The sequence below is a fragment of the Aeromonas sp. A600620 genome, assembly GCF_029479985.1.
In the GTDB taxonomy this organism is placed as follows: Bacteria; Pseudomonadota; Gammaproteobacteria; order Enterobacterales; family Aeromonadaceae; genus Aeromonas; species Aeromonas veronii_A.
In genome coordinates this window covers 24,156-47,598 of record NZ_JAAKXB010000017.1, presented here as the reverse complement: position 1 = coordinate 47,598, position 23,443 = coordinate 24,156, and the positions used below count along the sequence as shown (strand labels likewise).

The window sequence follows — 23,443 nt, the reverse complement described above, 5'->3', positions numbered from 1 at the left end:
ACGACAACGAATAACCATGAAAAGCACAGCTCCCGGCCTGATCACCGGGAGCTGTGCGGATTATTCGGCTGAAACCGGTTGGTAATGGTTGACGATCCACGCCTCGAAGTCGGCCAGCATGCGGGTTTCCGACTCGTTGTTGTCGGCGATAAGCTCGGCGCCGTGGACCACCCGGATATGGGCATCGAGCGGGCTTCCCTCGCCAGCCGCGGGGCGCTGCTGGGCTGCGGCCATGCAGGCTTGCGCCTGTTGCCACGCCTCAGCGGCGCTCAGGTTGCACGCCTCGGCCAGCGGCACGGCACTGAAGCCTTCACCAGTCAGGCTGCGCAGGGTCTCATCATGAGTCATGCCGTTGCCCGGCCCCCAGTAGTGGGCGGCCAGATCCGGCCCGATGCGCGGGTTGTCGGTGAGGTAGCCATCGCGCTTGAGGAAGTAAGCGCGGGTCTGCTCCACCGCCATCAGCGCCAGCAGGTAGCCGTGATAGGCGCAGGCCGACTCCTGATTAAGGAGGTGCGGAATGGCCAGCAGCGGGCGCGGGCTCTCGACACCGAGGATCTTGCGCTCCCACTTGCGGGCCAGCGCCAGCACAGCCTCGGGAGTACGTTCAGCCTCATCCATGGCGTAGAGATCCCGCTCGAAGTAGGCCACCAGCGCGATCTGACGTTCGTTAAAAGCGCGAAACGGCTGACGGGCGGCGATCATCTCCTTGATAAGCGCATCGGGGATCGCCTCTCCTGCCGCATTTCTGGCGTAGCGTTTGAGCCAGTCGGCATCGTCCAGCAGGCTGTCGCAGAACATCGACTGGGTCTCGGCATAAGCCATAGAGGTGGGCGGAAACTCCTGTGAGAAGCAGGGGGCATTGCCGGTGACATTGGCAAAATGCGCGGCGTGGCCCCCCTCGTGGAACAGGGTGTTGAGCCCGCTCCAGCCGCTGCCCACCTGCGCCGGATCGGCCAGGCTGGTGAAATTGACCACCGCAGGTATCCACTCCCCCTGCTGGAAGAAGCTCGGCACCGGGCCGTGGCAGAAGCCGTTCTCGTATTTCCCCTCCCGGGTCAGCAAGTCCAGGGTGAGGGTCGCCCCGCGATACTGGATGCCGAGACGACGGAAGCTCTCGACCCAATCCTTCAGCGCCCGCGAGAAGGGCACATAAGGATCGAGCTGGCGGGTTACATCACCACTGATGGCGTAGCGCAGGTTATGGGGCAGCAGGGCCGCCTCCCCCTTGGCCGCTTTCAGCTCGGCAAGGCTTTGCTGCAGCCGGGCGTCGGTGCGGGAAATGAAGTCGTCGAGGATGGCGAACAACTGCTCCGGGCTCATCTGCTCGTTCTTGCGCACCTTGTAGGCGAAGTAGTCGCGATAGCCCATGGCGCTGGCAAAGCGGTTGCGCAGCGCCACCACCTCGAGAAAACCATTGCCGACCACCCACTGCTCCAGGGTGTGGAACATGGCGAGCGCGCTCTGGCGCACCGCCTCGCTCGGGCTGGCGGCAAGGGAGGTACTGGCGGCGGGTAGGCTACCAGCCACCTGCTGGCCCTGCTCATCCAGCAGGGTCAGTTTCAGCCCCTTGCGGCGGGCGAACAGCGCCGCCTCGGCAGCCACCAGCTCATCCATCAGGGCGGCAGCGGCGGGATCTTCAATCACATTGCACTCGAAGAAGGCGATCCAGCCTTGCAGACCGCGCTTGATATCATCCTCGTCGGCCTGCGCCAGCATCTCCCGCAATTCGGGCAGACGGGCCGGATTGGCGCAAAAAGCCTTGTAGGCCTGCTCGGCCGCGGTAAAACCGGCCTGATCGTCGCTGGTACCCATATAGGTGGACCAGAAGAGATCCTCCTTGCGCCTGTGTACCTGCAGATAGTCGGCGTTGAGCTGGTTGAAGTAATTCCTGGCAATGGAACTCATAAATTCCCTCTTGTTATGGGGTCACCCGCAGCGGGGCCCACTCCATTTTTAGTGAAATGCCAAATGATTCACACTCTTTGGCAAAAATTGCGCAGGGATGCGCCTGAACACGCTACCAAAAAATGGGGAGTGCTGTCTGCTGGCTATACTGTTGTCAAAACGCTCATTTAAGGGCGCGCGACCACTGGTTAATAGTAAATAAGTTGTTACATCAAGCAATTGGCTGCCGCAGTAACGAGCCATAGAAAATCAACAGGGAATGAGGGTTTCGTCATGTTCAAGCTCGGTGATATCACCGTGAGCCGCAAATTGTTTTTGCTGCTCACGTTGGCGTTTGTCGGTTTTGTCTCGCTGCTGTTCATCTCGGCCAACGCGCTCCAGCGCAATCTGATGAGTGAGCGAGAGGCGCGGCTCAATGCGGTATTAAGCCAGGCCATGAGCCAGATCCAGTTTCTGGCCAGCACCCTGCCTATGGAGCAGGCGCAGCAAGAGGCACGCAAGCTGCTGACCAATATGCGCTTTGACGACAACAACTATCTGTTCGTGATCAATGAGAACCGCCAGATGCTGGTGCACCCCATCCGGCCGGAGCTGGTCGGCCAGACCATGGGGGAAGGAACAGGTGCCACCGCCGGGCAGTTCTGGCTGCAGATGGTCGATATTGCCAAGGGAGGCAAACAGGGCACCCTGCAATATGTCTGGAGCGGCCCATCGGGCGAAACTGCTGACAAGCTCTCCATGGTGTCAGGCTATCAACCCTGGGGCTGGATCCTCGGTTCCGGCATGCTGCTGCAGGATATCCAGCAGACCATCTGGGCCCAGTACATGAAGATGGGTAGCGCCACCGCCATTGTGACCCTGCTGATGGGGCTGCTGGGCTGGCGCATCACCCGCTCCATCGTCTCCCCCCTCAACCAGATCAACAACGCCATGCAACGGGTCGCCCAGGGGGATCTGGTGGTGAGCATCCCGGTACATGGCAAGGATGAGCTGGGCATGGTCGCCCGCTGTACCAATCAGAGTCTCGATGCCATTCGTCACGCCCTGCTGGAGGCCAGTCTGGGTGCCCGCAACGTGGCCGATGCAGCCCTGCGCATCGCCGCCTCCGCCGAGCAAACCAATCAGGCGGTGAGCAGCCAGCGGGATCAGCTGGCCCAGCTCGCCACAGCCATGAACGAGATGAGCGCCACCATCTCCGATGTGGCCGGGCATGCCGAAAATACCGCGCGGGATACCCAGGAAGCGACCGGAGAAGCTGGCCTCGGCAACCGTGACGTTCACGCCAGTGTGCACGGCATCAAGGCGCTGGCTACCGAGGTGGAGCAGGCCACCCTGCAGGTCAACCAGCTCAAAGAGGGGGTCATGCAGATCGGTGAAGTGACCGCCGTCATCAGCTCCATCTCGGATCAGACCAATCTGCTGGCTCTCAACGCCGCCATAGAGGCCGCCCGTGCTGGCGAGCAGGGGCGTGGCTTTGCCGTAGTCGCCGATGAAGTGCGCCAGCTGGCCAGTCGTACCCGCCAGTCCACCGAAGAGATCCAGAGCACCATCGCCCAGTTGCAGCAACGGGCCGTCACTGCTGCCAATGCCATGGATGCCAGCCGAAAACTGGCCGAAAGCAGCGTCAACCAGTCACAACAAGCGGGTCAGGATCTCACTCTGATCGTCAACCATATCCAGCATGTGAGCGACATGGCGACCCAGATCGCTACCGCCGCCGAACAGCAGAGCATGGTGGCCGAGGATATGAATCGCAACGTCAGCGGCATCAACGACTCGGCGCTCGAGATGTCCCAGTCCGCCTCGCAACTGGCGCAGGAGAGCGAACTGCTGGCCGGTCTCTCCCGCAGCCTGGATGAGCGGCTTGCGGTGTTCAAACTGGGCAAGGAGTCCAGCAAGACTCCTATGATGCCAACTCTACATCACTCCAATAGCGAGCAGCGCGCCCGCCATTGATGGCGTCAATCCGTGTCGCCTTGTCACTCGACCTGCCAGCTCGGCTGGCAGGTTTTTTTAAGCCGAAAAACGCGCAGCAAGCATGCATCTTATCGGCATATTCAACGGCATTCGACGCCATTCATAAACAAGAGAACAATTTAAAAACAGCCAGTTAGAACGTTTTTTGTGCCACCGGATTATGCATTTAAACATTCAACTTCAAATAATTAATCAATGCGGTGCACAATGCTGATGGCCGAACATTTGGCCCATCACTAACCATCTAGTCATTTGGCAAACTGACCGAAAGGTCGGGACGCAAAGCCTCCGGTCTACAGACGTTTTGTCCAGGATAGCGGGGTTGCCACACGCAAGTGTGCATCGGGGAACTCCCTGGCCAACTGACTGCCCACATCTATCGAACAGAGGAATGTATGGCAGCAAAAATCCAACTCAATCACATCGCGGCGGTGCTGGCCCTGCTGGCCAGCGGCAGCGCCCTGGCTCATGGCTACATCAGCCAGCCCGAGAGCCGCAACTACCTGTGCAAAACCGGCGGCAACAGCCAGTGTGGAGGCGTACAGTGGGAACCCCAGAGCGTGGAGGGGCCATCAGGCTTCCCGCAAACCGGCCCGCAGGATGGTCAAATCGCCTCGGCGGGCAGCCCGCGCTGGAGCGAGCTGAACATCCAGACCAGCGACCGCTGGACCAAGCGTGAAATACAGCCCGGCCCCTTCGCCATCAGCTGGACCTTCACCGCCAACCACGTCACCCGCAACTGGCGCTACTACCTCACCAAGCAGGACTGGAACCCCAATCAACCGCTCACTCGCGACTCGTTCGACCTGACCCCCTTCTGCGTCATCGACGGCAACATGGTGCAGCCGCCCAAGCAGGTGACCCATAACTGTGTCCTGCCGGAGCGCACCGGTTATCAGGTGATCCTCGGCGTGTGGGAAGTGGGCGACACCAGCAACAGCTTCTACAACATCATCGATGCCAAGTTCAAAGATGGTAGCCAGCCGCCGCTGGAGTGGAGCCAGGCCGGCACCATCTACCCCTCCATCGACCTCGCGGTGGGTGACAAGGCGATGACCCGGGTATTCGATGCCAACGGCGAGCGCCCCGATCTGCAGACCGTGCTGACCATCACCAATGCCGAGCAGGGCCAGAAGAACAACTGGGCCCATGCCCTCGCCGGCAAGCTCAACGCCGAGCAGAGCCTGATCCGCGCCGGTCAGCAAGGAGCCGATGGCCAGTTCAATCCGATCTACGGCATGAACCCCGTCTATCTGCATCGAGACAGCAAACTGGATCGAGTCGAGATTGATCTGCAACAGCTGCAGCCGCCGGTAGTGGACAGCATCAGCGTCAGCGGTCTGGCCAGCGACTATGTGCTGGACAACGGCAAGGCAACCCTCGATTTCACCGTCACCGCACAGGGCGATCTGGCCGTCACCAACACCCTCTATGACCACGGCGGCGTCGCCAAGGGTGAAAGCAGCGCTGACATCAAGGACAGCAGCCACACCTTCACCATGGCGCTGGAAGGGCTCAAGGCCGGTCACCACCAGCTGGTGATCAAGGCCACCCCGAAAACGGGCGGCGAGACCATTCAGCAGACCATGGATCTGATGTTCAAGGAGCAGAGCAGCGGCGAATACGACTTCGTCTTCCCGAACTCGCTCAAATCCTATGCCGCCGGCACCAAGGTGCAGCAGCCGAAAAATGGCAAGGTCTATCAGTGCAAGCCCTTCCCCTACAGCGGCTACTGCCAGCAGTGGACCACCACAGCCACCCAGTACGAGCCGGGCATCGGCTCCCACTGGCAGATGGCGTGGGATGAAGTGCACTAACCCACGCTTGGGCAAATAAAAAAGGGCGTCCTCTCTAGCAGGGGACGCCCGGAAAAATCAAACCTTGCGGTTTGCATACCAACGGAACCAAGACCTCACTCTTCACTTACTTCACACACTCAACACACTCTTCAAAACAGGGTTTGTCCATTAACCCTGCCATTTTCCTCCTTCGACAATCACATCATTCGGATCGGTATCAGGGCTCAGCTTGTCACGCACATACTGGTCATAGAGTTTCAGCAGGTACTTCTCTTCCCCCAGCTTGGCGAGACGGTCGTTGACCCAGTCACGCAGCTCGATATTGCCCTTCTTCACCGCCGGGGCGATGGGATCTTCCGAGCCCAGTTTTTCGGGCAGTACCCGATAGCCCGGGTTCTCCTTGGCCCAGCTGAACAGTACCAGGTTGTCCTGGGCATAGGCGTCGCCACGACCCTGCGCCAGCGCCTGCAGGGATTCAGTATTCTTCTCGAACTTGAGTACCTTCCACTCCGGGTGGTTGCGGGTCAGCCAGATGTCGGCAGTGGTGCCGGTGGTCACGATCAGGGTCTTGCTGGCCAGATCGTCGAGCTTCTTGGCCGGGCTCCCTTCCGGCACCAGCACCTGTACCGCGACTCGCAGGTTCGGGTTGGTGAAATCAACCACCTCCCGCCGCTCCGGGGTCACCGTCATATTGGCGAGGATCAGATCCACCTTGTCGCTCTGCAGGAAGGGGATGCGACTGGCTGGCTCCACCGCCACGAACTCGATCTTGTTCTCGTCCCCCAGCAGATCCTTGGCGAAGCGGCGGCCGAGGTCAGTATCAAAACCGACGTAGTTCCCCTTCTCGTCCACGTAGCCAAACGGCGGCTTATCGGTGAAGACGCCGACGATGAGCTTGTCCCGCGCCTTGATCTTGTCGAGGGAACCGTCCGCCGCATGGGCAGCGCTGCTGGCGATACCCAGTCCCAATAAGGCACTAAGCAGAACCGAGGTGATTTTTTTCATGCTGACTCCTTTCGTTTGATGACATTTGTATAAGAAAACTTGGCGAGGAACTGGCGCGCACGCTGGCTCCAGGGATTGTCAAAAAATTGGTGGGGGGCGGCCTGCTCCAGAATGTGGCCGCCATCCATGAAGACGATGCGATCCGCCACCGCCCGGGCGAAGGCCAGCTCGTGGGTGACGATAAGCAGGGTCATGCCGCTGCCGGCGAGATCGCGGATCACCTCCAGCACCTCCTGCACCATCTCGGGGTCGAGGGCGGCGGTTACCTCGTCAAACAGCATCACCTGCGGGTTCATGCACAGCGCCCGCACGATGGCGATGCGCTGCTGCTGACCACCGGAGAGCTGGCGCGGATAGTCATGGCGCCGCTCCCACAGGCCGATGCGGGTCAGCAGCTGCTCGGCTTGCAGCAGCGCCTCTGCTCGCTCCCGTTTTTGCACCTGAAGGGGGCCAAGCAGCACATTTTCCAGCACCGTCAGGTTGGGGAAGAGGTGATAGCTCTGGAACACCATGCCAATCCGCTGGCGCACCCGCTGCCAGTCGGTGGCACCATCCAGCAGCACACCATCGAAGCGGATCTCGCCACCCTGAATGGGCTCGAGCCCGTTGAGAGTGCGCAGCAATGTGCTCTTGCCGCAGCCGCTTGGCCCCAGGATGACGATCACCTCCCCGGCGCGCACGCTGAGGCTAATCCGATCCAGCACCAGATTCGGGCCGAACTGTTTACTGACAGAAGCGAGTTCAAGCAGAGGTGTCATACCGCATTACCCCATTGTTGCTCCAGCCTGCGCGAGGCGAGCGAGAGCGGATAGCAGACCAGAAAAAAGAACAGAAACAGCAGACCGTAAATAAGCAGCGAGCCATAGGTGCGCTCGATGATCTGCTGGCCCACCTTGATAACCTCCACCACCCCGATCAGCACCGCCAGCGAACTGGTCTTGATGATGCGGGTGTAGATGTTGATGGTCGGCGGCGTCAGCCGCTGCAACGCCTGCGGCAGCAACACATGGCGATAGAGTTGCCAGGTCGAGAGCCCGAGCGCCAACCCGGCCTCCTGCTGACCACGGGCGAGGGAGTTGAGGCCACCGCGCACCACCTCTCCCACCTCGCTGGCGCCCCAGAGGGCGAGTACCAGCACGGCGCACCAGAAGGCCGGAATATCGAGGCCGAAAAAGATCGGCAACCCGAAGAAAAAGAGATAGAGCCACACCAGCACCGGCACTACCCGAAACAGCTCGAGATAAAGCCGCAGCAGACCCCGCACCAACCGGCCGCCCTGTTGTGCCAACACGCCGTAAGCGATACCGCCGAGGGTGGCAAACAGGATGGCCAGCAGCGAGATGGCGAGGGTCTGGCCTGCGCCCACCGCCAGCAGTGGCAACGCCTGCGTCAGCTGCTCAGTAACGGAATTGACCATATTGAGCCCTCCTTTCCTGCGCCTCGGTGGCGAATGACTGCGGCAGCTGGAAGATAAGTGCCCACATCGGGATCCTCGCCTGCATTAGCGATTCAGTGACCGAACTGACCATGTTGCAGCCTCCTTTCAACGACGCGCAGAGCGAGGGAGAGCGGCAGAAAGATCAGCACGCACATCAAGGTCAGTACCGCCAGCATCTCGTAGGTCTTGTAGTAGAGGGCGATGTAATTCTTGGTGGTGTAGAGCAGCTCTGGCACCGCCACCGCCGAAGCCACGGTTGTCTCTTTGAGCAGAAAGATGAAGTTGGCAAACAGCGCGGGCAGGCTGGCGAGCCAGGCCTGGGGCAACTGCACGTGGCGCAGCAGTTGCCAGCGAGAAAGCCCGATGGCCCTGCCAGCCTCCAGCTGACTGGCGGGCACCGCCTGAATGCCCGCCCGCAGCGCCTCGGTCAGATAACCACCGCCGAGAAAGGTCATGGCAATCACCGCGGTAGTAAACCCGGAGAGCGACAAGCCGAGCGCAGGCAGCCCGAAATAGAGGAAGAAGAGCTGGATCAGCAGCGGCGTGTTGCGGGCCAGCTCGACATATCCGCGGATCAGGGCGCTGAGCGGCCGCTTGTTCAGGCTCAGCAGGGCGACGTTGAGCAAGGCGACCGCCAGCGAAGTGAGGATCACTATGGTTCCCAGCTGCAAGGTGACCCAGACCGCCTTGCCGAAGGCGGGCAGCGTTGTGACGATAAAGGGCAGATCCAGATTCATGCCGGGATCCTCCCGTCACGCTGCAGACGCTGGGGCAGCACAGTGATCGCATCCGGGTACTTGATGCCGGTACCGGTATTGAGCACCACGACCTGCTCTCCCCCACGGATCCAGCCAGCCTCGCGCAGTTGACGAGCAGCAGCAAACGCAGCGGCCCCCTCAGGGCAGACAAAACTGCCCTCGCGAGAGGCAAGCTGGCGGATCTCGCTCTGGATGGCCTTGTCATCCACCGCGATGGCGCAACCCTCGGTGCGATAGAGGGCGTCCAGCACCAGAAAATCTCCCAGTGCCTTGGGTACATTGATGCCGAAAGCCAGCGTTTGGGAGTCGGGCCAGAAGCTCGATTCGGTGGCTCTCTGTTGCCACGCCTGCACAATGGGCGCGCAGCCACTCGCCTGTACCGCGACCAGTCTGGGCAACGCGCCCTTGACCCAGCCCAGCTCCTGCAGCTCGCGCAGCGCCTTGTAGATACCGATGAGGCCGACCCCGCCACCGGTCGGATAGATGATCACATCCGGCAGGGTCCAGCCCAGCTGTTCGGCAATCTCCAGCCCCATGGTCTTCTTGCCCTCAATCCGGTAGGGCTCCTTCAGGGTTGAGGCGTCAAACAGGGATTGCTCCGCCACCGCCTGCGCCACCTGACGACCGGCATCGCTGATCAGGCCATCCACCAGATAGAGGCGGGAACCGGCGAGGGAGGTCTCCAGTCGGGTGATGGCGGGAGCTGCCTGCGGCATAACGATGGTGCTGCGCAGTCCGGCACGGGCACCGTAGAGCGCCCATGCAGCGCCTGCGTTGCCGTTGGTCGGCATGGCGAAGTGAGTGACGCCGAGTTCACGCGCGCGGGAGATGCCCACCGCTGCACCACGAGCCTTGAAGGAGCCGGTGGGGATGACGCTCTCATCCTTCATCCAGAGATCCGGAATACCGATCTGCTTGCCCAGCGTAGGCAGCCGTAGCAGTGGGGTGAATCCCTCCCCCAGCGTCACAACGTGGGCGGGATCCCGTACCGGCAGCAACTCGTGATAACGCCACAGGCTGGCCGGGCGCCCCAGCAATGCCGCCGGGTGCCATGCTCGCTTCAGCGCATCGAGATCGTAGCTGGCCAGCAGTGGCGCACCTGCCCGGCTCAGTTGCCAGGGCTGGTCAGCCTCATGGATCTCGCCACTCTTGCTGCAACGCAGATGTGATAGGTAGCTATACGGCATGCTTTATCCTGAATGGATCGACTTTGGTCAGTCACTTATTCCATCCTGCAACCCAAGTGCCGGATAACAAACAAAATTAACTGGAAATCCTAAGTGAAAAAATTCATATGAAGCCGTCTGTTTTCGCTGGCAATCTCATCTGCCAGCAACAAAGAAGGGGAGCCATTGGCTCCCCTTCTGTCGTCTATTCCGATTCAAATCTGGAAGTCGAGGGCGGGCTCGCTGCCCATGGCGCGGGCCTGAATATCCGCCAGCGCCAGCTCGGGGTTGCAGAGCTGGATAAACTGCCAGGCAAAGTTGTGCTGGAACTGCCCCTGCTTGAGGCCAATCCAGGCGGTGTGGGGGGCAAACAGATGGCTGCCGTCGAGCTGTACCAGCCCCTGATCACGCTGGGCGTCGAACGCCATATCAGCCAGTATGCCGACCCCCATCTCCAGCTCGACATAGGTCTTGATGACATCGGAGTCCTGCGCCGTCAGCAGGATCTGCGGCTCGATGCCAGCCGCAGCAAACGCCTCATCCACCCGCACCCGCCCGGTCAACCCGGCTTGATAGGTGACGATGGGCCAGTTGGCCAGCGCCGCCAGCGTCAGATCCCGCTCGCCAGTAAGCGGATGTTGCTCGGGCACCACGATATTGTGGTGCCAGCGGTAGTAGGGGAATGCCACTACCCCTTCGCTTTTGTCGAGCTGCTCGCTGCTGATGCCGATATCCACCTCACCGCTCTGCACCAGCCGCACTATCTCCTCCGGGCTGCCCTGACGCAGCTCCAGCTGCACCAGCGGAAACTGCTCGCGAAACGCCTTCACCACCCGCGGCAGGGCATAGCGGGCCTGGGTATGGGTGGTCGCCACCAGCAAGCGGCCCGAGTCGCGGTTGGCAAAGGTGCTGGCCAGTTTGCGGATATTGTTGGCGTCATTGAGAATGCGCTCGGCAATCACCAGCAACTCCTTGCCCGGCTCGGTCATGCCGAGCAGCCGCTTGCCGTAGCGGATGAACAACTCGATCCCCAGCTCCTCTTCCAGCTCGCGGATATGGCGACTCACCCCGGATTGCGAGGTAAAAAGGGCGTTGGCCACTTCGGTCAGGTTGTAATCCCGCCGCGCTGCCTCCCGGATAATTCGTAACTGCTGAAAATTCACCTTGTCGCCTCCTGCGAAGAGTGGGCGACACAATCTGGTCACCCCCTCATTTTTGTTATTTGGCCGGATCATGCCCCGGCAGAGCACCTGAACCCGGGCAGCCATGCCACCCGCAACAAAACATCAAATCTGGTAATCGGGATAGAACTGCGCCTGTCTGGCCACCAGCCGCACCCCCTGTCCCGGAGCAAACTGCTTGGCCGCCTCCTTGCTCAGCTCCGCTTCGTAGTGAGCCCCTTTGGTCTCGCCATCACCACGCAGCTCTACCCGAATGCGTGGCCCCATGGGCAGCAGACGGGTGATGGTGGCGCGGATCCCGCCCGGCGCATCGGCTGGCAGAATCTCCAGTTCATGGGGACGGACATAGGCGATAGCGGCACTGCCGTGAGCAAGATGGGAAGCCGACGGCCCGCCGAGCAGCTGCTCGCCGATGCCGAATCCCTGCTCCGCCACCCGACCGCGGAACTGATTCACACTGCCGAGGAAGCTGTGGACGAAGGAGCTGGCGGGCTGGTCGTAGACCTCGGCCGGGGTGCCAATCTGCTCGACCCGTCCGGCGTTCATCAGCACCACCCGATCCGCTACCTCCAGCGCCTCCTCCTGATCGTGGGTGACGAACAGGCTGGTGACGTGCAGCTCGTCGTGCAGCTCGCGCAGCCAGCGGCGCAGCTCCTTGCGCACCTGCGCATCGAGGGCGCCGAAGGGCTCGTCCAAGAGCAACACCTTGGGCTGCACCGCCAGCGCGCGGGCCAACGCAACCCGCTGACGCTGACCGCCGGAGAGCTGGGTCGGATAGCGCTCGGCCACGTGGCTGAGTTGCACCAGATCCAGCAGCTCCTTGACCCGGGCGCGAATGGCCGCCTCGGCCGGGCGCTCGCTGCGCGGTTTGACCCTAAGGCCAAACGCTACGTTTTCAAACACCGTCATGTGGCGAAACAGGGCGTAGTGCTGGAACACGAAGCCGACGTTGCGCTCACGCACATGGAGATCCGAGGCGTCCTCACCACGGATGATGACGCTGCCACTGTCGGCCTGCTCCAGCCCGGCGATGATCCGCAGCAGGGTGGTCTTGCCGCAACCGGAGGGGCCGAGCAGCGCCACCAGCTCACCGTCGTGAAAGTCGAGGTTGATGTCTGCCAGCGCCGCGTACTGATTGAAATGCTTGTTGAGTTGTTGAACCTGAATGCTCATGGCTGCCTCTTTAAAACGGTGATCAGTGAGATTTGGTGGGCTGGGCACGCAGCCGGGCCAACAGGGTTTCACCCAGCAGGGTGAAGATCCCGAACAGAGCCAAGAGACTGGCCACAGCAAAGGCGGCGCCGGTCTGGTACTCGTTGTAGAGGATCTCGATATGCAGCGGCAGGGTATTGGTCTGGCCGCGAATATGACCGGAAACCACTGACACGGCGCCAAACTCCCCCACCGCACGGGCGGTACAGAGCAGCAGGCCGTACATCAGGCTCCAGCGAATGCCGGGCAGGGTGACGCGCCAGAACATCTGCAGGCCGCTCGCCCCCAGCATGATGGCTGCCTCCTCCTCTTCCGGGCCGCGCGCCTCCATCTGGGGCAGCAGCTCGCGCACCACGAAGGGCACGGTAATGAAGGTGGTGGCCAGGATGATCCCCGGGGTGGCGAAGATGATCTTGATGTCATGTTCGCTCAGCCAGTCACCGAACCAGCCGCGGCTGCCGAACATCAACACCAGCATCAGACCGGCGATCACCGGCGACACCGAGAAGGGCAGATCGATGATGGTGATGAGCAGCTGGCGACCGGGGAAGCGGAAACGGGCGATGGCCCAGGCCGCGGCAATCCCGAACAGCAGATTGAGGGGAACGGCGCAGAGGGTCACCAGTGCGGTCAGACCGAGGGCGCTCAGGGCATCCGGCTCGCTGATGGCGTGCCAGAAGAAGACCAACCCGGGGCTCAGCGCCTGAATAAAGACGGTGGCCAACGGCAGCAGCAACAGGGCGGCAAACCAGCCGAGACCCACCGTGATGAGCAGCCATTTGACCCACTGGGGCTCGCGGATCACGGTCGGAGCCTTGCGCACGGGAGCAACCTCCACAGGGGCGACTTCAAGGGCGAGTGTCGATGCGTTCATATCCGGCTCCCTCCGATACGAGACCAGCTCCAGGCCTGCAACTTGTTGATTAGCAGTAACAAAATGAATGAGATCAGCAGCATCACCACGGCAATGGCAGAGGCGCCGGCATAGTCGTACTCCTCCAGATGGCTCATGATCATCAGCGGTGCGATTTCCGAAACCATCGGCAGGTTGCCGGCGATGAAGATGACGGAGCCGTACTCCCCCACTGCACGGGCAAACGCCAACGCAAAACCGGTGAGCAGGGCAGGCACCAGGGTCGGCCAGAGCACCCGCAGAAAGGTCTGCCAGCGATCGGCGCCGAGGCTGGCGGCCGCCTCCTCTTGCTCGGTTTCAGCCTCCCGCAGCACCGGCTGCAGGGTACGCACCACAAACGGCAATCCGATAAAGGTGAGTGTGATGACCACCCCGATAGGGTTGTAGGCGAGCTGGATGCCGAGCGGCGCCAGCAACTGGCCGATCCAGCCGTTGGGGGCGAAGATGGCGCACAGGGCGATGCCGGAAACGGCGGTCGGCATGGCGAATGGCAGGTCGATCAACGCATCCACCAGTCGACGACCGGGGAAGGTGTAGCGCACCAGGATCCAGGCCAGGATCAGGCCGAACAGGCTGTTGAGCAGCGCCGCGACAAAGGCCGCACCGAAGCTCAGGCGAAAGGAGGCGAGCACCCGGGGTGAACCGATCACCTGCCAGAACTCGGCGGCGGTCAGGTTGTTGATCGCAAACAGCACCAGGGCCGAGAGCGGCAACAGCACCAGCAGGCCCAGATAGAGCAGGCTGAACCCCAGGGTGGGGCCAAAACCGGGCAGGACAGAATAAGAACCAAATCGCATAACACATCCATCTGTTATGAAGAATTTTCGATATGGTGATTCTGCTCACTCCCCTCATCGGCAACAAACATCAATTGCGACTTTGCTAATCACTTTTTTGTCTAACCGCAGAGTCACAAGGCTCTTGGCGCACTCCAAATAAAAAAAGGTCTTTTATATAAATAAAAGACCTAAGAAATGGAGCAATACGGAGCGGAGCATTCAAAGAACGGGGGCATGGAGTAGCCAGCGAACAGCGCGCCCGACAACCCTCCAACCACTTCACAGATACCTAGCGAAAGCCCAATACGACCGGCCGGGGCGATGTGGCCTTGACCGGTGCCACTACCAGCTCACCACGGCGGTAGAGAGCCCCCAGCAAATGCAGCCCCTGATGCCAATCCCCATGACCTGACTGGGCATTGATATGGCCCGCCTCACCGGCATCGAACAGCGGCACCTGCCACTGACGGCTCCAGTATTCGGCCCGTTCAAAGCTCATCCAGGGATCATTGCGGCTGGCCACCAGCTGGGCCGATACCTGCAGCGGCCCGGCCAAGGCCTCATCCGCAATGCCAAAACGGGCAGGATCGGCGGGCGCCACCAGAAAGATCGAGGCCACCTTCTCCGGCTGCAAGCGGGCCGCCGCGATGGCGGTCAGGGCGCCGAAGGAGTGAGCCACCAGATGGACCCGGCTGCGGCGACGTTTCAGCTTGCTCGCCAGCTTGGCACTCCAGACCCTGAGGTCCGGCTTGTCCCACGGTAGCCCGGTCATCCGCTGCCATTGGGGAAAATGATCGTGCCAGCGGCTCTGCCAGTGATCCGGCCCACTGTTGTGCAGACCGGGAACCAGGAGGATCTTGTTCATCTTGGTGCTCCTATCGGCTGGCACAGGGGCCAGTTCAGTGATGGATAACGAAGCTATCAACGACCCGGCTGATAGATCTGGTCAAACAGACCGCCCTGGGCGAAGTGTTTCTTCTGGGCTTTCTCCCAATCCCCTTCCAGATCCTTGACGGTAAAGAAGGCAAGCTGCGGGAACTGGGCTGCCGTCTCCTTCAGGATCGCCGGGTTGCTGGGGCGATAGTGATGTTTGGCGACGATATGCTGCCCCTCGTCAGAGTAGAGATAATCGAGATAGGCCTTGGCCACAGCTTCGGTACCGTGCTTCTTGGCCACCTTGTCCACCACCGCGACCGGCGGCTCCGCCAGAATGGAGACCGAAGGCACCACCAGCTCGAACTTGTCGCTGGCACCCGCCTGACCAAGCACCAGCAGGGCTTCGTTCTCCCACGCCAGCAGCACGTCACCGAGACCGCGCTCGGTAAAGCTGGTGGTGGCACCGCGGGCGCCTGAGTCCAGCACCTTCACGTTCTTGAATAGATCGCCAACAAACTGCTTGGCCCCCTCTTCACTGCCGCTCTTCTTCAGGGCATAGCCCCAGGCGGCCAGATAGTTCCAGCGTGCCCCGCCGGAGGTCTTGGGGTTGGGAGTCACGATGGCGACATCCTTGCGCACCAGATCATCCCAATCCTTGATCTGCTTGGGATTGCCCTTGCGCACCAGGAAGACAATGGTGGAGGTATAGGGCGAGGCGTTGTTGCCGAGGCGACTCTGCCAGTCGGCAGCGGTCAGCCCCTCCTTGGCGATGGCGTTGACATCGTAGGCCAGCGCCAGCGATACCACGTCGGCCTCCAGTCCATCCACCACAGCGCGGGCCTGCTTGCCGGAGCCACCGTGAGACTGGCTCACCACCACGTCGTCGCCGGTTTTGGCCTTCCACTCCTTGGCAAAGGCGGCGTTGTACTCCTGAAACAGCTCGCGGGTCGGATCGTAAGAGACGTTGAGCAGGCGGATCTCGGCGGCATTGGCCTGACCAAATGCCAGCAGAGAGAGCAGGGTCAGGGCGGTCATTCGCAGTTTCATGGTGATTCTCCATATCTTGTTGGGTTGAGAACAGCATGCCGTGGAGTTGTTATGCCCAGAAGAAAGAAATAACTCTTTGCTTATCTCTTTTGCTCATATCAGGCAGCCACACGCCACAAGGAGCCAGACGCAGACTCTGTGAGCCACGCCCCTCTGTGACCTCAAGCGCTGTGCCATCATGGGAACAAGGCAGGCAGATGACGAAAAGGAAGTCGTTATGTGGATCAATGCAGAACCCGTCAACGGTGCCCTGGTCTCGCTGGCCATCGGCCTCATCATCGGGCTGGAGCGGGGCTGGCAGGTGCGCCAGCTGGGGGATAACCAGCGCATCGCCGGGATGCGTACCTACGGCCTTATCGGCCTGCTTGGCGGGGTGTGCGGTTTACTGCTGCCGACTCTGGGCCCCTGGCTACCGTTGCTCGGCCTGCTGGCGGTGGTGATCGGTTGCGGCCTCTCGGTCTGGCTGGCCCAGCGCTGGCAAGGGGAGTTTGGTCTCACCAGCTCGGTAGCCATGCTGCTCACCTATTTGCTGGGGCTGATGTCGGTACTGCTGAGCCCGAGCGAGGCGGTGGCCTGCGCCGTGCTGGCCGCCCTGTTGATGGGTTTGAAGGGACAGATCCAGCAGGGGATGCTGTTTCTCAGCGAGACCGAATTCCACGCTACCCTGCGCTTTCTGCTTATCTCGCTGGTGCTGCTGCCGGTGCTGCCCAACGAGGAGATGGGCCCCCTCGACGCCTTCAACCCCTTCAAGATCTGGCTGATGGTGGTGGTGATCGCCGGCATCTCGTTTTGTGGCCACTTCGCGGTACGCCTGCTCGGCACCCGCGCCGGACTGGTGCTCACCAGCATACTGGCGGGATTGGCCTCCTCCACCGCCCTTACCCTGCAGTTCGCCCGTCTCAACAAGGAGCAGGGCGGGCTGGAGCGACTGCTGGCCACCGGCATCCTGCTGGCAGGGGCCACCATGTGGCTGCGGCTGCTGGTACTGGTACTGCTGATTCACAGCGAACTGGCGATGCGCCTCATCGCCCCCCTGTTGCTGCTGGCCACCACAGTCTACGGCTTTGCCTTCTGGTTCTGGCGCCAGCGCGAGGAGCTAACTGACGGCCCGGTACAGCCGGAAACCAGCAACCCGCTCGATCTGTCCACCGCCATCAAGTTCGGCCTGCTGCTGGCGCTGATCGGCTTTATGGCAACTCTGCTGCAAGACAAGGTGGGCAACTCCGGGGTCTATCTGCTGTCGCTGGTGTCGGGGATCACCGATGTGGACGCCATCACGCTGTCGCTCTCCCAGCTTTCCCACAAGGAGCTGGCGCTGGAGGTGGCGGCCCGCGGCATCCTGCTGGCCGGTCTGGTCAACTCGCTGGTGAAGGGGCTGCTGGCCCTCGGCATCGGCGGGCGCAGTCTCGGGCTGCGGGTATTGCTCCCCTACTTCGTCTCGGCCCTGCTGATCCTGCCCCTCGTCTGGCCCACAGGTTGACGGGGATCACCTGCAACAAGTGACAGACTGACGGCGCCCCTGACAGTCACGTATACTGCCTGCTCTTGCAGCATGAGGAGGTAGCAATGGCGAGCGACTGGGACAAGGTACTGGCAGGCGGGGCGCTGGATGACCAGAGCGAGGAGATAGCGAACGACCGGATCCGCGGTCAGGCGCTGCTGGCCAAACTCAACAGTTCATCGGCGGGCGATGCCCCTCTGCGCCAGCAGATCTGCCGCGAGCTGTTCGGCCACTGCCCCGACTCCTGCTGGATCAGCACGCCATTTACCTGCGAGTTTGGCCGCAACATCCATATCGGCGAGAAGACCTTCTTCAACTTCAACGTCACCATTCTCGACGTGGGCGAAGTGCACATCGGCAGCCATGTGCTGCTGGCCCCCAACGTGCAGATCTACACCGCCACCCACACCATGAACTATCTGGAACGACGCAACTGGACTGCCTACAACAAGCCAGTGCGGATCGGTGACGACTGCTGGATTGGCGGCGGCGCCATCATCTGCCCCGGCGTCACCATAGGGCCGCGCTCCATCATTGGCGCCGGCGCCGTGGTCACCCGCGACATCCCGGCCGACTCGGTGGCGGTGGGCAATCCGGCCAGGGTGATCCGCACCCTCAAGCAGGACGAGGAGCGCTGCTGGGAGCTGGCCCAGTGATGGCGCTGGCACTGCTGCCACTGGGCGCAGCCCTCTGGCTCGGCCTCGGCGAGCAGCAGTGGTGGCCGCTGGCCGTGTTGCTCACCATGAGCCTGCTCACGGTGGCCGCCTACGCCTGGGACAAGCGGCAGGCAGTGCGCGGCGAGTGGCGCATTCCCGAATCGAGGCTCCATCTGCTGGAGCTGTGCGGCGGCTGGCCGGGCGCACTGGTGGCCCGCCAGTGGTTGCGTCACAAGACCCAGAAGCGCAGCTACCGGCTGGTCTTCTGGTTTATCGTGCTGCTGCACCTCACACTGTGGGCGCTCTGGGTCGGGCGGCCACTCTGGCAGCAATAGCCAACTGCATCACAAAGGCGAAACGGGACCCATTGCGGCCAATTGGCGGCTGTGAGAAAACAGAACAGATCCCATCAGCGTTTTCGCCGTTTATAGACGACAAGGAGTCGTGACATGACCATGTGGACAGGCATCGTCCTGATCGTATTTATCAGCCTATTGTTCGGATACCTCGGCAAGCGAGCTCGCTACCAGATGGGGGATGCCCGCATCACCGATCGCCTCGGCAAGCAGGATATGATCATAAGAGAGCTACAGGAGCGGATCGCCAATCTGGAGGCGATCGTCATCGAGGAAGAGAAACGGCGCCCGTTTCGGGAGCTGTGATTTTTCGCCATCAGGCGTCAGATAACCAAAATTCAAATCAAAGAAAGAGGGCTGCATGATGCAGCCCTCTCTCGTTTCAGCAAATTCAGATTGCCAGCGGCAGCAACTCCGCATAATCGCGGATCGCCGGAAAAGCGGTGATGTTCTGCTCCGGCTTGCAGCTGTCCGGATTCTGGATCGCCAGCTGATAGCCGATACCGTAGTCGGCGGCAGCCCGCAGGATCCGCTCGCTATCATCCACAAACAGGGTACGGGCCGGATCGAACGCCAGCCGCTGTGCCAGCGCCTGCCAGCAGTACTGGCTCTCCTTCGACCAGCCCAGCTCGTGGGTACTCACCATCAAATCCAGATGATCGCTTAGTCCCAACTGCGCATCCTTCACCGACAGGCTGGCAGGGTGGGCATTGGTAAAGAGCACCAACTGCTTGCCCGCGGCGCGCAGCTCGGCCAGAAAGGGGATGGCGTGAGGACGCCACTGGATCTTCGCCAGCAGCTCCTGCTTGAGGGCACGAATATCGAGCCCCAGGGTCTCGCTCCAGTAATCCACGCAGTACCAGTTGAGGGTGCCGTTGACGGCGTGATAGTGGACGTCGATCTGCGCTTTGGCTTCATCCAGCGGCAGACCGAGCCGCTCGGCGTAACGCTCCGGCACCAGCTGCTGCCAGAGGTGGTTGTCAAAATGCAGATCGATCAGGGTGCCATCCATATCGAGCAAGACGGTATCTATCTGGTGCCAGGGCAAGGTGGTAGCGCGGGAGTGTGGCATCGGGCCTCTTGATCGCTGATCTCGGAAAACGGGGCGGCAGTATAACGGATTTTTCCTCCCCCTTTGCCATCCCTGGCCCGTGGTGTTCGGTGTGAGAGTCGTTTACTCTTGAAGCACGATTTTTTAACGAGCAGCCAGCGTCCGATGAGCGACCCTCACAAGAGCAAACCCGAGCACATCTCAGCCGACCAACTGGATCATCCCAAGAGCAAACCGGAGATCCTCAAGGCCGATATCGTGGCCGAGAGTCGGCTGTTCAGAGTGGAGTCCCTCCACCTCAAATTCTCCAACGGCGAAGAGCGGGTCTACGAGCGGATGCGCGGCGGCAACCGGGGCGCCGTCATGGTGGTGCCGCTGTTCGATGCCCACACCCTGCTGCTGGTGCGCGAATATGCCGCCGGCACCCACTCCTACGAGCTGGGCTTTCCCAAGGGGCTGATCGACCCGGGCGAAGATGCCTTCGAGGCGGGCAACCGGGAGCTGATGGAGGAGGCGGGGTTTGGCGCCAACAGCCTGACCCTACTCAAACAGGTGTCGCTGGCCCCCGGTTACTTCTCCAGCCGGATGGACATTTTACTGGCCCGGGATCTCTTCCCCGAACAGCGGATCGGCGATGAACCCGAACCGCTGGAGGTGATCCCCTGGCCCCTCAACCGGATCGATGAATTGCTGGCGCGACCCGACTTCACCGAGTCGCGCAGCATCAGTGCCCTGCTACTGGCCCAGAAGTGGCTGGCCGAGCAGGCAGAGTAGCCCGCAGACGGGCAGTTAACAGACAGAGGATAACGAGATGCAGGAGTTGTTGGCCTGGGTGCCGGGGGTCAAGGAGATTGCCCGCGAAGCCGGAAGGATCCTTCACGACATCTATCATGGCGGTCAGTTCGAGCGTCAGCTGAAGGAGGATACGACCCCGGTCACCAGTGCCGATCTTGCTGCCGATGCCTACCTCAAACAGGCACTGTCGGCGCTCACTCCCCACGTTCCCGTGCTGACCGAAGAGGCGGCCGACATCCCCTTCAGCCAGCGATCCAACTGGCGGCAGTACTGGCTAGTGGATCCTCTCGACGGTACAGGTGAGTTCATCGCGGGTAGCGGCGACTTCGCCACCCTGATCGCCCTGGTGCGGGACAATGTGCCGGTGCTCGGGGTCATCTACGCCCCCGAGTCCAACGTGCTCTACTGGGCGGTGCGCGGCTACGGCGCCTTCAAGGAGGTGAATGGCGAGGTACTGCCCATCAGCGCCATGCATCACGAGCATGACCAGCCCGACTCACTGGTGGTGGCCATCAGCCGCCGCCAGAAGCTGGAAAACCTCACCCGCCGTCTCAACCCGGCCATCAACTACGAGCTGATCCCGCTCGGCTCCAGCTCCCTCAAATCCTGTCTGGTGGCGGAAGGGGCGGCCGATTGCTACGTGCGGCTCGGCCCCACCGGCGAGTGGGACACCGCCGCCGCCCAGTGCATCGTCGAGGCAGCCGGTGGCCGTATCCTCAGCCTGGCGTTGCAGCCACTCAGTTACAACGAAACCGAATCGCTGGAGAACCCTGACTTTATCGTGATGGGGGATCCGGATCTCGCCTGGGGCAACATTCTTGCCCACTAGACGAGTAGCGATATCATCACTCCAGACATGCAGGCGGCCCGATGGCCGCCTGCTTTTTCAGAGTCGTTGTCCGGTGTGATGGCCGGTGTGATCCGCTGGCCAAAGCGCGCTTGCACAGCGTGATACGCTGGCAAAGAAGCGAAATGATAGTGAAACATCACAATCGGTCGGCGAGAAATGGTACGATTTTTCACGTAATTCTGAAAACACCTGATTAGCCAAAATAAAAAAATGATAGTAGATTAAATTTTGGTTTTATATTTCACATAAATCACAAATATCAGTTTTGTTCCATTCTGTGAACCAGATTCCATTCCCAATCTCGCTGGCTAAACCCCGCAATGGCAGTGATATGTTTCAGTCTCGCTTTTTGAGAATTAAATCCCGATAAACCACAATAAGCTCAGATTAAAACACTAGCAAAAAGTGAATTAGTAATGAGTTTATCTGTAGAGGCTACAAAGGAGCTATCCGGTTCCTGCTCCACCACTGCCAGCACCACCCGCTGGCGCCGTCACGACACCCACTGGGTCATCAGCCTGTTTGGCACCGCGGTTGGCGCCGGCATCCTGTTCCTGCCTATCAATCTGGGTCTGGGCGGCATCTGGCCTCTCGTCATCGTCGCGGTACTGGCAGGCCCCATGACCTTCCTCGCCCACCGCGGGCTGGCGCGCTTCGTGCTCTCATCGTCACGCCCCCACGCCGACTTCACTGAAGTGGCAGAGGAGCATTTCGGCAAGATGGCCGGTCGTCTCATCTCGGCGCTCTACTTCCTCTCCATCTTCCCGATCCTGCTCATCTACGGGGTCGGGCTGACCAACACGGTGGAGAGCTTTATGGTCAACCAGCTCGGCATGGCGACCCCGGCTCGGGTGATGCTCTCCGGCGTGCTGGTGTTTGCCATGATCGCCGTGATGCTGGCGGGTGAGAAAGCAATGCTGCGTGCCTTCGCCTTTATGGTCTATCCGCTGGCGGCCATTCTGGCGGCCCTCTCCTGCTACCTCATTCCCCAGTGGCAGTGGCCGGAAGTAACCGCGTTTGAGGGGGTCAGCTTCCTCAACACCGTCTGGCTGGCGCTGCCGGTCACCGTGTTCGCCTTCAGCCACGCCGCCGCCATCTCCGGCTTTGCCAACGTGCAGCGCCGTGAATATGACGAGCAGGCGGAAGCCAAGAGCGGCCTGATCCTGCGCAACACCACAGTGATGCTGGTGGGCTTCGTGCTGTTCTTCGTCTTCTCCTGCGTGCTGAGCCTCTCGCCAGCCCAGCTGGCTGAAGCCAAGGCCCAGAACGTCTCTGTGCTCTCCTATCTCGCCAACATCACCGACAACCCGGTGATCGTGACTCTGGGGCCGCTCATCGCCTTTATCGCCATCAGCTCCTCCTTCCTCGGCCACTTCCTCGGTGCCCGTGAAAGCCTGAAAAGCCTGATCGCCAAGCCCACCGGCCTGCCGCTGGCCAAGGCGGACAAAGTCGGCATCGCCCTGATGTTCTTCGCCATCTGGGGTGCCGCCGTCATCAATCCGGGCATTCTGGGGCTGATGGAGACCCTCTCCGGCCCGGTTATCGCCATGATCCTGTTCATCATGCCGGTGATTGCCATCTACAAGGTGGAGGCGCTGGCCCGCTTCCGTCACGGCTGGACCAACGGCTTTATCCTGCTGACCGGTTCGCTGGCGGTATCGGCGCTGATCTTCAGCCTGTTGAAGTAACGGCGAGCAACAAGCAAAAAGAGAGGCGACCCCAGGGTCGCCTCTCTTGTCTCTGTTCAGATGTGAACTCAGCCCAGCCTGGCGCCGTTCTCCACCGCCTGCTCGGGAATGGCCATCACCACGGCGCCATCCGGCCGGTAGAAACCGGTCAGCAGAAACTCCGACTGAAACGGGCCGATCTGCTTGGTCGGGAAGTTGACTACGGCGATGATCTGGCGGCCCACCAGCTGCTCTGGCTGGTAGAGGGCGGTGATCTGGGCGCTGCTCTTGCGGATCCCCAGTTCGGGGCCAAAATCCGCCCACACCTTGTAGGCCGGTTTGCGCGCCTCGGGGAACGGCTCGACCCACACCAGAGTGCCCACCCTCAGCTCCACCACCTCGAAATCCTGCCAGCTAATCGTCTCCATTACGGCTCCTGTTTATCGTGCACCTTGCATGACCCGCAGCATGGCCCAAAGAGAGCATCCCGTCTTCGGCGATCAGCCGTTTC

Annotated in this window: 23 protein-coding genes and 1 riboswitch; of the genes, 9 read left to right on the top strand and 14 right to left on the bottom strand. The window is 61.2% G+C overall.

The features are described 5' to 3' along the window. Positions 1–60: 60 nt before the first annotated feature. Positions 61–1,905: a M3 family metallopeptidase gene (locus G5533_RS18105; RefSeq protein ID WP_441255193.1), complete on the bottom strand. Its 1,845-nt coding sequence runs from the start codon at positions 1,903–1,905 to the stop codon at positions 61–63. A 273-nt stretch (positions 1,906–2,178) separates the two neighbouring features. Here G5533_RS18105 and G5533_RS18100 point away from each other — a divergent pair, with 273 nt between their 5' ends. Both G5533_RS18100 and gbpA read left to right on the top strand, forming a co-directional pair. Beyond that, positions 2,179–3,861, top strand: a complete 1,683-nt coding sequence (locus G5533_RS18100; protein ID WP_216952126.1) for a methyl-accepting chemotaxis protein — start codon at positions 2,179–2,181, stop codon at positions 3,859–3,861. Positions 3,862–4,126: 265 nt separating this feature from the next. Then, positions 4,127–4,212: riboswitch (cyclic di-GMP riboswitch) on the top strand. A gap of 65 nt (positions 4,213–4,277) precedes the next feature. After that, complete coding sequence (gene gbpA / locus G5533_RS18095) at positions 4,278–5,699, top strand: N-acetylglucosamine-binding protein GbpA (RefSeq protein ID WP_441255191.1); 1,422 nt, start codon at positions 4,278–4,280, stop codon at positions 5,697–5,699. Between the two features lie 150 nt (positions 5,700–5,849). Here gbpA and G5533_RS18090 read toward each other — a convergent pair whose 3' ends face one another. The 11 genes from G5533_RS18090 to G5533_RS18040 all read right to left on the bottom strand — a co-directional run bounded on the left by G5533_RS18090 (position 5,850) and on the right by G5533_RS18040 (position 16,056). Further along, positions 5,850–6,686, bottom strand: a complete 837-nt coding sequence (locus tag G5533_RS18090; RefSeq protein WP_257686871.1) for a transporter substrate-binding domain-containing protein — start codon at positions 6,684–6,686, stop codon at positions 5,850–5,852. Then, positions 6,683–7,444, bottom strand: coding sequence for an amino acid ABC transporter ATP-binding protein (locus G5533_RS18085; RefSeq protein ID WP_441255189.1), 762 nt, complete (start codon positions 7,442–7,444; stop codon positions 6,683–6,685). The genes G5533_RS18090 and G5533_RS18085 overlap by 4 nt, the downstream gene beginning before the upstream one ends. Further along, positions 7,441–8,103 carry an amino acid ABC transporter permease gene (locus tag G5533_RS18080; protein WP_159142968.1) on the bottom strand — a complete coding sequence of 221 codons (663 nt, stop codon included), beginning with the start codon at positions 8,101–8,103 and terminating at the stop codon, positions 7,441–7,443. Before G5533_RS18080 ends, G5533_RS18085 begins: the two co-directional genes overlap by 4 nt. 92 nt (positions 8,104–8,195) lie before the next feature. Next, positions 8,196–8,861, bottom strand: coding sequence for an amino acid ABC transporter permease (locus G5533_RS18075; protein WP_441255187.1), 666 nt, complete (start codon positions 8,859–8,861; stop codon positions 8,196–8,198). After that, positions 8,858–10,069, bottom strand: coding sequence for a threonine synthase (locus G5533_RS18070; RefSeq protein ID WP_040096709.1), 1,212 nt, complete (start codon positions 10,067–10,069; stop codon positions 8,858–8,860). Before G5533_RS18070 ends, G5533_RS18075 begins: the two co-directional genes overlap by 4 nt. 194 nt (positions 10,070–10,263) lie before the next feature. Next, positions 10,264–11,211 (bottom strand): HTH-type transcriptional regulator Cbl, encoded by a 948-nt coding sequence (gene cbl, locus G5533_RS18065; RefSeq protein WP_216979557.1) that lies wholly within the window; start codon positions 11,209–11,211, stop codon positions 10,264–10,266. A gap of 123 nt (positions 11,212–11,334) precedes the next feature. After that, positions 11,335–12,402, bottom strand: a complete 1,068-nt coding sequence (locus G5533_RS18060; RefSeq protein WP_042030337.1) for a sulfate/molybdate ABC transporter ATP-binding protein — start codon at positions 12,400–12,402, stop codon at positions 11,335–11,337. Positions 12,403–12,424: 22 nt separating this feature from the next. Then, entirely contained in the window at positions 12,425–13,315 is an 891-nt protein-coding gene (gene cysW, locus G5533_RS18055; protein ID WP_041209036.1) for a sulfate ABC transporter permease subunit CysW, read from the bottom strand. After that, positions 13,312–14,151, bottom strand: a complete 840-nt coding sequence (gene cysT, locus G5533_RS18050; RefSeq protein ID WP_441255186.1) for a sulfate ABC transporter permease subunit CysT — start codon at positions 14,149–14,151, stop codon at positions 13,312–13,314. The genes cysW and cysT overlap by 4 nt, the downstream gene beginning before the upstream one ends. A 271-nt stretch (positions 14,152–14,422) precedes the next feature. Next, on the bottom strand, positions 14,423–14,998 hold the full coding sequence (locus G5533_RS18045; RefSeq protein ID WP_245148106.1) for an RBBP9/YdeN family alpha/beta hydrolase: 576 nt from the start codon (positions 14,996–14,998) through the stop codon (positions 14,423–14,425). Between the two features lie 56 nt (positions 14,999–15,054). Beyond that, positions 15,055–16,056, bottom strand: coding sequence for a sulfate ABC transporter substrate-binding protein (locus tag G5533_RS18040; protein WP_058056498.1), 1,002 nt, complete (start codon positions 16,054–16,056; stop codon positions 15,055–15,057). A gap of 217 nt (positions 16,057–16,273) precedes the next feature. Between G5533_RS18040 and G5533_RS18035 the strand changes: the two genes are divergently transcribed. The 4 genes from G5533_RS18035 to G5533_RS18020 all read left to right on the top strand — a co-directional run bounded on the left by G5533_RS18035 (position 16,274) and on the right by G5533_RS18020 (position 18,875). Further along, on the top strand, positions 16,274–17,536 hold the full coding sequence (locus G5533_RS18035) for an MgtC/SapB family protein (protein ID WP_245148107.1): 1,263 nt from the start codon (positions 16,274–16,276) through the stop codon (positions 17,534–17,536). 86 nt (positions 17,537–17,622) lie between these two features. Further along, positions 17,623–18,213 carry a sugar O-acetyltransferase gene (locus G5533_RS18030; RefSeq protein ID WP_245148108.1) on the top strand — a complete coding sequence of 197 codons (591 nt, stop codon included), beginning with the start codon at positions 17,623–17,625 and terminating at the stop codon, positions 18,211–18,213. Next, positions 18,210–18,548, top strand: a complete 339-nt coding sequence (locus G5533_RS18025; RefSeq protein ID WP_076494508.1) for a DUF1294 domain-containing protein — start codon at positions 18,210–18,212, stop codon at positions 18,546–18,548. The genes G5533_RS18030 and G5533_RS18025 overlap by 4 nt, the downstream gene beginning before the upstream one ends. Positions 18,549–18,662: 114 nt before the next feature. Then, positions 18,663–18,875, top strand: coding sequence for a hypothetical protein (locus G5533_RS18020; RefSeq protein WP_040067337.1), 213 nt, complete (start codon positions 18,663–18,665; stop codon positions 18,873–18,875). 85 nt (positions 18,876–18,960) lie between these two features. Here G5533_RS18020 and yrfG read toward each other — a convergent pair whose 3' ends face one another. Further along, a complete protein-coding gene (gene yrfG / locus G5533_RS18015) occupies positions 18,961–19,641 on the bottom strand; it encodes a GMP/IMP nucleotidase (RefSeq protein ID WP_421255267.1) in 681 nt (226 codons plus the stop codon). Positions 19,642–19,785: 144 nt separating this feature from the next. Here yrfG and nudE point away from each other — a divergent pair, with 144 nt between their 5' ends. The 3 genes from nudE to G5533_RS18000 all read left to right on the top strand — a co-directional run bounded on the left by nudE (position 19,786) and on the right by G5533_RS18000 (position 22,953). Continuing rightward, complete coding sequence (gene nudE / locus G5533_RS18010) at positions 19,786–20,394, top strand: ADP compounds hydrolase NudE (protein WP_168769989.1); 609 nt, start codon at positions 19,786–19,788, stop codon at positions 20,392–20,394. 37 nt (positions 20,395–20,431) lie between these two features. Further along, a complete protein-coding gene (gene cysQ / locus G5533_RS18005) occupies positions 20,432–21,244 on the top strand; it encodes a 3'(2'),5'-bisphosphate nucleotidase CysQ (protein ID WP_421255268.1) in 813 nt (270 codons plus the stop codon). A 437-nt stretch (positions 21,245–21,681) separates the two neighbouring features. Beyond that, positions 21,682–22,953 (top strand): aromatic amino acid transport family protein, encoded by a 1,272-nt coding sequence (locus tag G5533_RS18000; RefSeq protein ID WP_441255183.1) that lies wholly within the window; start codon positions 21,682–21,684, stop codon positions 22,951–22,953. A gap of 68 nt (positions 22,954–23,021) precedes the next feature. Here the strand turns inward: G5533_RS18000 and G5533_RS17995 are convergent, their stop codons facing one another. Beyond that, positions 23,022–23,360 carry a tRNA-binding protein gene (locus tag G5533_RS17995; protein WP_441255181.1) on the bottom strand — a complete coding sequence of 113 codons (339 nt, stop codon included), beginning with the start codon at positions 23,358–23,360 and terminating at the stop codon, positions 23,022–23,024. Positions 23,361–23,443: the final 83 nt, after the last annotated feature.

Excerpts from the sequence above, each read along its gene's own strand:
- G5533_RS18030 (WP_245148108.1), top strand. The coding sequence starts at position 17,623 with ATGGCGAGCGACTGGGACAAGGTACTGGCAGGCGGGGCGCTGGATGAC.
- G5533_RS18105 (WP_441255193.1), bottom strand. The coding sequence starts at position 1,905 with ATGAGTTCCATTGCCAGGAATTACTTCAACCAGCTCAACGCCGACTAT.
- G5533_RS17995 (WP_441255181.1), bottom strand. The coding sequence starts at position 23,360 with ATGGAGACGATTAGCTGGCAGGATTTCGAGGTGGTGGAGCTGAGGGTG.
- G5533_RS18045 (WP_245148106.1), bottom strand. The coding sequence starts at position 14,998 with ATGAACAAGATCCTCCTGGTTCCCGGTCTGCACAACAGTGGGCCGGAT.
- G5533_RS18040 (WP_058056498.1), bottom strand. The coding sequence starts at position 16,056 with ATGAAACTGCGAATGACCGCCCTGACCCTGCTCTCTCTGCTGGCATTT.
- nudE (WP_168769989.1), top strand. The coding sequence starts at position 19,786 with ATGAGCGACCCTCACAAGAGCAAACCCGAGCACATCTCAGCCGACCAA.
- cysQ (WP_421255268.1), top strand. The coding sequence starts at position 20,432 with ATGCAGGAGTTGTTGGCCTGGGTGCCGGGGGTCAAGGAGATTGCCCGC.
- G5533_RS18100 (WP_216952126.1), top strand. The coding sequence starts at position 2,179 with ATGTTCAAGCTCGGTGATATCACCGTGAGCCGCAAATTGTTTTTGCTG.
- yrfG (WP_421255267.1), bottom strand. The coding sequence starts at position 19,641 with ATGCCACACTCCCGCGCTACCACCTTGCCCTGGCACCAGATAGATACC.
- gbpA (WP_441255191.1), top strand. The coding sequence starts at position 4,278 with ATGGCAGCAAAAATCCAACTCAATCACATCGCGGCGGTGCTGGCCCTG.
- G5533_RS18075 (WP_441255187.1), bottom strand. The coding sequence starts at position 8,861 with ATGAATCTGGATCTGCCCTTTATCGTCACAACGCTGCCCGCCTTCGGC.
- G5533_RS18020 (WP_040067337.1), top strand. The coding sequence starts at position 18,663 with ATGACCATGTGGACAGGCATCGTCCTGATCGTATTTATCAGCCTATTG.
- G5533_RS18085 (WP_441255189.1), bottom strand. The coding sequence starts at position 7,444 with ATGACACCTCTGCTTGAACTCGCTTCTGTCAGTAAACAGTTCGGCCCG.
- G5533_RS18080 (WP_159142968.1), bottom strand. The coding sequence starts at position 8,103 with ATGGTCAATTCCGTTACTGAGCAGCTGACGCAGGCGTTGCCACTGCTG.
- G5533_RS18090 (WP_257686871.1), bottom strand. The coding sequence starts at position 6,686 with ATGAAAAAAATCACCTCGGTTCTGCTTAGTGCCTTATTGGGACTGGGT.
- cysW (WP_041209036.1), bottom strand. The coding sequence starts at position 13,315 with ATGAACGCATCGACACTCGCCCTTGAAGTCGCCCCTGTGGAGGTTGCT.
- G5533_RS18035 (WP_245148107.1), top strand. The coding sequence starts at position 16,274 with ATGTGGATCAATGCAGAACCCGTCAACGGTGCCCTGGTCTCGCTGGCC.
- G5533_RS18000 (WP_441255183.1), top strand. The coding sequence starts at position 21,682 with ATGAGTTTATCTGTAGAGGCTACAAAGGAGCTATCCGGTTCCTGCTCC.
- cysT (WP_441255186.1), bottom strand. The coding sequence starts at position 14,151 with ATGCGATTTGGTTCTTATTCTGTCCTGCCCGGTTTTGGCCCCACCCTG.
- G5533_RS18070 (WP_040096709.1), bottom strand. The coding sequence starts at position 10,069 with ATGCCGTATAGCTACCTATCACATCTGCGTTGCAGCAAGAGTGGCGAG.
- G5533_RS18060 (WP_042030337.1), bottom strand. The coding sequence starts at position 12,402 with ATGAGCATTCAGGTTCAACAACTCAACAAGCATTTCAATCAGTACGCG.